Raw genomic sequence first — 6,662 nt, forward strand, 5'->3', positions numbered from 1 at the left:
AATGAATGCGTCATAAAGGCAGTTTAAGAGGTTCCACGCTTTTGGGCAAGCAAAAGCTGTCATTTGCCCTGTCGCAACAGCATATAAAAAGGAATGAGATTGAAGGTGCATATTTTAGGCCTTGCCGGAACCTTTATGGGCGGCATTGCCCAGTTGGCCAAAAGTTTGGGGCATGAGGTGTCGGGGTCGGATCAGGCGGTTTATCCGCCGATGAGTACGCAGTTGCAGCAGGCTGGCATTGCGGTCAGTCGCTATGAAGACGATTTTTTGGCCGATGCGCCTGAGGCGGTGGTCATCGGTAATGCGCTCAGTCGCGGGCATCCGGCGGTGGAGCAGACGTTAAACGCTCAGCAGTTTTATACGTCCGGCCCGCAGTGGTTGGCCGAAAATGTGCTTAAAGATCGCTGGGTGGTCGCCGTGGCGGGCACGCATGGCAAAACCTCAACGGCGTCCATGGTGGCTTGGATTCTGGAGGCCACTGGCTTGAATCCCGGGTTTCTGATTGGCGGCGTGCCGGAGAATTTCGGTGTTTCGGCACGATTGGGGCAATCCCCATTTTTTGTGGTGGAAGCGGATGAATACGACACCGCTTTTTTTGATAAACGCTCCAAGTTTGTGCATTACCACCCGCGCACCTGCGTGCTGAATAATCTGGAGTTCGATCACGCCGACATTTTTGACAGTCTGGCGGCCATTCAGACCCAGTTTCATCATTTGGTGCGCACTGTGCCCGGCAACGGTTTAATTATTTGTCCCGACGATGACGTGGCCTTGCAAGATGTTCTGGCAAAAGGCTGCTGGACACAGGTGTCCTACCAGGGATCGGATGACTCGGAATGGCAGTCCATCCTGCGTCAAGACGATGGAGGGGTGTTTGAGGTGGTGTATCAGGGGCAGTCGTTTGGTGAAGTTCGCTGGGGCATGACCGGAAACCATAATGTCCGCAATGCGCTCAGCGCCATGGCGGCCGCACATCATTGCGGTGTGCCGGTGGCGGAGTGTGTGGCGGCCTTGAGTCGTTTTGAGGGCATTCGCCGTCGCATGACTCGGATGGGTGAAGTGAATGGGGTGACGGTTTACGACGATTTTGCCCATCATCCCACCGCCATCGCCACAACGCTGCAAGGGGTGCGTGCTAAAATGCAGGCACAATCGAACTTCAATCGGCTGGTGGCGGTGTTTGAACCGCGATCCAATACCATGCGCATGGGGCTTCACCGACACAGTTTGCCGCATGCCTTTGATGAAGCCGATGCCGTTTATGCGTTTATTGATCCGGATTGGCCGTGGCAACTGGAAACCTCGGCGTTTTCAAAGCCGGTTTTGGTTGAAAACAGTTATGAAACACTGCTGGATTGTTTGCGGCAAACACTGCAGCCGGGCGATCAGGTGGTGTTTATGAGTAATGGCAGTTTCGGTGGTTTGCACCAGCGGTTGTTGACGGCTTTGTCAACGACGGATTAGCCGGAGTAAACCAGCGCAATAGCATCAAGGATAATGACGGAATGAATCATCAGATAGCGGCACGCAAGGCGATTGAGTTTATGGCGCAACAGAACATTGAGCCGACGCCGATGACGTTCAGTATTTGGTTTTTGTATTACGCGGGCGAAAACAAGGCGTTAATTGCCAGAATGAAGTCGTTTTTATCCACGGGGCAGCCGATTTCGCAGGCATCCTATGAAAAACTTTACGAAGTCTATGTTCTCAAGGAGTATTATCGGGAAAGCTTGGGACTGAATCGCCATACCGCCAGTATCATCGACAAGGCCAATGACCTGAGAAACAAAATTCATGACTTTGTCGAAAATGTGCGGGGTCATCAAGGCAGTTTAGGGGATATGCGCGACAGCCTCAGTGTGGCCAAAACACGAGAAGCCATCGGCATTATTTTGTCTGAAGCCTTGAGCGAACTGCAAGCGGTTGAGTCGAGATCGGTGGAAACCACCCTCTGGATGCAGAAAAACGTGAAACAGCTTGAAAGCGTTCAGAATGAAGTGGTTGAAGTCGAACAGAATATGAGCCGCGATTTCCTGACGGGGTTGCCGGATAAAAGCTATTTTCAAAAAACCTTGGACGTGTTCTTAAAAGAGTCCATGTCCGGTATTGTGACCAAGCGCCATTTTATTGTGTTCGATATTAAAAAGCTGGACAGTTATAACGAAGAGCTTTCTTGGCTACTGGGCGACAGCATTATCCGACTGGTGGTGAAAATTATTCAGTCTGAAACCGACGAAAACTGGCCAATGATGCGGTTGCAGGAAGATGAGTTTGCGGTCTTTCCATCGCCTTCCTTTCCGGTGCACCAATTGCCTGAGTATATTGAAACCATCCGCGAAGTGGTCACTAAGAAAAAGTTGGTGGTCAAAGATCAGAAGAAAGAAATCAAAAATATTGAGCTGCAGGCGGTGATTGTCAAGGTGGCGGTTTACGATGATATTGACACCATTCATCATAAAATTGAAAGCGGCCTGGCGAAGTTGTCCGATGGCTTGGAAGGGAATATTGTTAAAATCGGCGATTAACCGGAGACACGATTACCGTTATGTGGGCACTGCTTGAAATTGGACTGTTGCTGGTGCTGGTAGGCGTCATTGTGTGGGCGCTGAAACCGCCGCGAAAAAAATAGGGGTTCACGCTCATTTAACCCGATTTTCGGGTTAATCGCGACGCATCTCGAACGCGCACGGCGATAGGGTGCCTAAGGTCGTTTGCGGGCGATACTGGTTCAGCAAGGTTTTTGCCCAGGCCTGGGCGTCTTTGGGTAACCCCTTTTCTAAGTACGTCAGCACCTGTTGGTGAACATTTTCCTGAAACGCCGCGGATACACCGACGCCACCGCTGAGATTATCGGCGCTGAACACAAACGGAAAGTCGGCGCACACCGAAAAAATCCATTCCAATGCCTGGGGCTTGATTTCCACCTTTTCAAACGCCGCTTGGCGTTCCACACTGCGTCCGTCCGGTTCGTACCAATAGCCAAAATCTTCCTGTAAGCGACGTTCTTTTCCAGCAATGCACCAGTGCGCGATTTCATGCAAAGCGGAGGCAAAGAAACCGTGCGCGAAAATAATGCGATGGTGTGGAAAAGCGTGATCGGCTGGGCGGTAAATGGGCTCTTCTTCACAACACACCAGACAGGTATTGTGGGTGTTCAGAAAGCGGTTATCAAACAGTCGAATCAAGTCGTCAATCGAATGGTGCGGCATAGATTTTCGAACCCAGTTTGCGGGTGTAAAATGCCCAGGCCTGGGCATTTGTTTCAGCAACTTTGGCGCGGTCAAGGCGTGCGGTTACAGCGTCGCCATGACCTTGCGCGCGGCGTCAATGGTGGCCTGAATGTCGGCATCGCTGTGCGCACTGGAAACGAATCCGGCTTCAAACGCGGACGGTGCCAAATAGACCCCTTCGTTTAGCATGCCGTGGTAGAAACGTTTGAATCGTGCCATGTCGCCTTTAGCCACTTGCGCATAACGGCGAATGATTTTTTCGTCACTGAAGAAAAAACCGAACATGCCGCCGACCTGATTGGTGGTGAAAGGAATGCCGGCCTCATCCGCCGCCTGTTGCAGGCCGTCCACCAGTTGCTGGGTTTTGGCTTCCAAGGCTTCGAAAAAGCCGTCTTCTGCGATCAGTTGCAAGGTTTTTAAGCCAGCGGACATGGCAATCGGATTGCCGGACAGAGTGCCGGCCTGATACACGGGTCCCAAGGGCGCGATGTGTTGCATAATCTCGCGTTTGCCGCCAAAGGCGCCGACCGGCATGCCGCCGCCGATGACTTTGCCGTAGGTGGTGAGGTCAGGTGTCACGCCGTAACGCCCTTGAGCACCCGTTAAGCCGACTCGGAAACCGCACATCACTTCGTCAAATATCAACACCGCACCGGAATCGTCGCAAACGTCACGCAACGTTTGCAGAAAGCCGTCTTCCGGCGGGATGCAGTTCATGTTTCCAGCCACGGGTTCCACGATAATGCAGGCAATTTGATCGCCGATTTCACTGAAAACACGACGCACTTCATCCGAATCATTGTGGGTCAAAGTGAGGGTTTGTTCCGCCAGACATTTTGGCACCCCCGGTGAGGAAGGTTCGCCCAGTGTCAAGGCGCCGGAACCGGCTTTGACCAGCAGTGAATCGGAGTGGCCGTGGTAGCCGCCTTCAAATTTGACAATTTTGTCGCGTCCTGTGACACCGCGCGCCAGGCGAATCGCCGTCATGGTGGCTTCGGTGCCGGAGCTGACCATGCGCACCATGTCGATGGACGGAATCAGTTCACAGACCAGGTCGGCAATGGTGGTTTCCAGCGCCGTGGGCGCACCGAAAGAAAGGCCTTTTTCCGCCTGTTTTTGTACTGTCTGAATCACGTCTGGATGGGCATGGCCTAAAATCGCAGGCCCCCAAGAGCCGACATAGTCGATGTATTGCTTGCCGTCCACATCGGTTAGGTAAGCGCCTTGAGCGGCTTCAAAAAAAACCGGCTCGCCGCCGACCCCTTTAAAGGCGCGGACGGGGGAATTGACTCCACCGGGGATGTGTTGTTGAGCCGCTTGAAAAAGCAGGTGTGATTGAGACATAGGTAAAGATTCCTGTAAAAATTTCCGTAAAGATTCTCGTGTTGCGAATGAGTGAACCCGGCTTTTTGCCAGGCCTGGTGATTATGCGACTTTACAAGTCGGGGGTCATCTGACGAAGCCGTTCTTTGATCAGTCCGTAATCCACTTCGCCGATTTTCTGGTAGACGATATTGCCGTTGGGGGCAATCAAAAAGTTGGTTGGCGTCAGCAAGACTTCTCCGAAGGCTTGCGACATCTGGCCGTCTGTGTCGCGTACAAAGGAAAAAGGATAAGGGTTTTTCTCAATGAATTTGGCGACTTGTTCCGCCGGGTCATAAGACATGGCGATGGCGACGACTTCAAATTTGTCACCGAACGTTTGTTTCATTTCCGCAAAATGCGGCATTTCGGCAATGCAGCCGGGGCAGGTGGTCGCCCAGAAACTGACCAGCACCGGTTTGAGCGGTTTGTTCAGTTGCAGGGTGTCACCACTGGCGGTTTTGACGGTAATATCGGGCGCTTTCCCCAGACCATCGGAAAACACTGTCAGGTAGAGTAAAACGCCGATTAAGACGACGACCGACAGTCCGAAAAGTTGGCTTGCAATTTTATTCATAGTGCGCTCATCGTGATTAGGGCGTTGTGAGGTTACGGACGTTTAATGGTTTCCACGCCATTGGCGGTGCCGCACAGGAAAATGTCGGCATTGCGGGCGGCAAATAACCCATTGGTGACCACACCGACGATGCTGTTCAGTTCGGTTTCCATGGCCACTGGGTTGAGAATTTCCAAACCGTGAATGTCGAGAATGACATTGCCGTTATCGGTGGTAAATCCGTCACGCAAAACCGGTTCACCGCCAAAGCGTTTGACGATTTCGCGGGCGACATAGCTGCGTGCCATGGGGATGACTTCAATTGGCAGCGGAAATTTGCCCAGGACATCGACTTTTTTACTGTCATCGGCAATGCATACGAACTGTTTGGCGACCGCCAGAACGATTTTTTCACGCGTCAAAGCTCCGCCGCCGCCTTTGATGAGATTGAGCTTGGGGTCGGCCTCGTCTGCACCGTCGATGTAGACGGATAATTCATCCACCGAATTCAATTCCAGCACCGGAATGCCGTGGCTTTTTAGACGCTCGGCAGTGGCTTCGGAGCTGGCGACAGCGCCTTTGATTTTGCCTTTGATTTTCGCCAGTTCGTCAATAAAAAAGTTGGCGGTGGAGCCGGTGCCAACACCGATGAAGGTATCGGCTTCAACGTATTCAATGGCGGCTTTGGCCACCGCTTGTTTCAGTTCATCTTGTGTCATGCTGGGATTTCCCGATCTTGGTTAATAATGTGGCCGTTATTCTAATCACTTTGCGGCAAAATGTATAGATGCCCTTACTGTGGGCGCGGGGCGTGATGCGGATTGCCGCCGGGGGCGTTAAACATCACTGGCGGTGGTTGTACATCCGGCTTGGGGGCCGTCAGCTTCGGTGGCAGTTCGCCGGGTTTGCGTTCGTAGTTTTCCATGACCATGCCGACTTGGGTAACGTAGTAGTGTTTGGGGTAGACGTGCACCACTTTGTAAACCATGGGACGAATCTGCATGCCTTCTTCCTGCAAGGGTTTGCCGAGCATCATATACATGCCGCACATGGTGGAGCCGTTTTCCACTTTCTGCGCGTCGAAATTCTCGTGATCCTTGACACTCAGTTGGCCGCGGCGATCCAGTTCTTTGATGTAAGCCTGCTTGTCTTTTTCAGACGTGAGATCGTGGTAATCGACGCACAGTTTGAGGGTTTTCTGCTCTTCAAGCGGGGGATTGTCGGTCTCGGCGAGAACGGAAAAGGGGGCGCTGAGTGTGGTGGCCATGAGTGTTGAGAGAAGGAAATTGTGTCTTGTCATAATGTCATATCAACCTGTGTTATGTGGTTTTGCGTGCTCTGAAGGCCAAAGGGGCCGCAATTGCGACAAACCGGTGGTGTTGTAAATTTTTCGGGTTAGAGAAACTATAGAGATGTGTGTGGGATTTTCAAGTCTGAAGCGTGGAAAGAGTGTGGATGCTGTTTGGGCACTTCGACAGCCGATGCCCGTTTGCTATGCAGGGCAAGCCTGCACA

The 6,662-nt window shown here is 52.2% G+C and carries 7 protein-coding genes; 2 read left to right on the plus strand and 5 right to left on the minus strand.

Going from position 1 to position 6,662, the window contains the following annotated elements; all coding sequences use genetic code 11:
• Positions 1-99: 99 nt before the first annotated feature.
• Together mpl and ACP5D0_RS09610 are read left to right on the plus strand one after the other, a co-directional pair.
• Positions 100-1,464, plus strand: coding sequence for a UDP-N-acetylmuramate:L-alanyl-gamma-D-glutamyl-meso-diaminopimelate ligase (gene mpl / locus ACP5D0_RS09605; RefSeq protein ID WP_472365547.1), 1,365 nt, complete (start codon positions 100-102; stop codon positions 1,462-1,464).
• 41 nt (positions 1,465-1,505) lie between these two features.
• The gene (locus ACP5D0_RS09610; RefSeq protein WP_472365548.1) at positions 1,506-2,525 is read left to right on the plus strand and encodes a diguanylate cyclase domain-containing protein; all 1,020 of its coding nucleotides are present in this window, start codon (positions 1,506-1,508) and stop codon (positions 2,523-2,525) included.
• A gap of 135 nt (positions 2,526-2,660) precedes the next feature.
• Here the strand turns inward: ACP5D0_RS09610 and ACP5D0_RS09615 are convergent, their stop codons facing one another.
• The 5 genes from ACP5D0_RS09615 to ACP5D0_RS09635 all read right to left on the minus strand — a co-directional run bounded on the left by ACP5D0_RS09615 (position 2,661) and on the right by ACP5D0_RS09635 (position 6,448).
• Positions 2,661-3,209 carry an elongation factor P hydroxylase gene (locus ACP5D0_RS09615; RefSeq protein WP_472365549.1) on the minus strand — a complete coding sequence of 183 codons (549 nt, stop codon included), beginning with the start codon at positions 3,207-3,209 and terminating at the stop codon, positions 2,661-2,663.
• A gap of 84 nt (positions 3,210-3,293) precedes the next feature.
• Positions 3,294-4,574 carry a glutamate-1-semialdehyde 2,1-aminomutase gene (gene hemL / locus ACP5D0_RS09620; RefSeq protein ID WP_472365550.1) on the minus strand — a complete coding sequence of 427 codons (1,281 nt, stop codon included), beginning with the start codon at positions 4,572-4,574 and terminating at the stop codon, positions 3,294-3,296.
• Between the two features lie 91 nt (positions 4,575-4,665).
• Positions 4,666-5,169 carry a peroxiredoxin family protein gene (locus ACP5D0_RS09625; RefSeq protein WP_472365552.1) on the minus strand — a complete coding sequence of 168 codons (504 nt, stop codon included), beginning with the start codon at positions 5,167-5,169 and terminating at the stop codon, positions 4,666-4,668.
• Positions 5,170-5,201: 32 nt separating this feature from the next.
• Positions 5,202-5,867 carry a ribose-5-phosphate isomerase RpiA gene (rpiA, locus tag ACP5D0_RS09630; protein ID WP_472365553.1) on the minus strand — a complete coding sequence of 222 codons (666 nt, stop codon included), beginning with the start codon at positions 5,865-5,867 and terminating at the stop codon, positions 5,202-5,204.
• 74 nt (positions 5,868-5,941) lie between these two features.
• Positions 5,942-6,448 (minus strand): hypothetical protein, encoded by a 507-nt coding sequence (locus ACP5D0_RS09635; protein WP_472365555.1) that lies wholly within the window; start codon positions 6,446-6,448, stop codon positions 5,942-5,944.
• Between the last annotated feature and the right edge of the window lie 214 nt (positions 6,449-6,662).

Origin of the sequence: Hydrogenovibrio sp. (assembly GCF_049975065.1) — a bacterium.
In the GTDB taxonomy this organism is placed as follows: domain Bacteria; phylum Pseudomonadota; class Gammaproteobacteria; order Thiomicrospirales; family Thiomicrospiraceae; genus Hydrogenovibrio.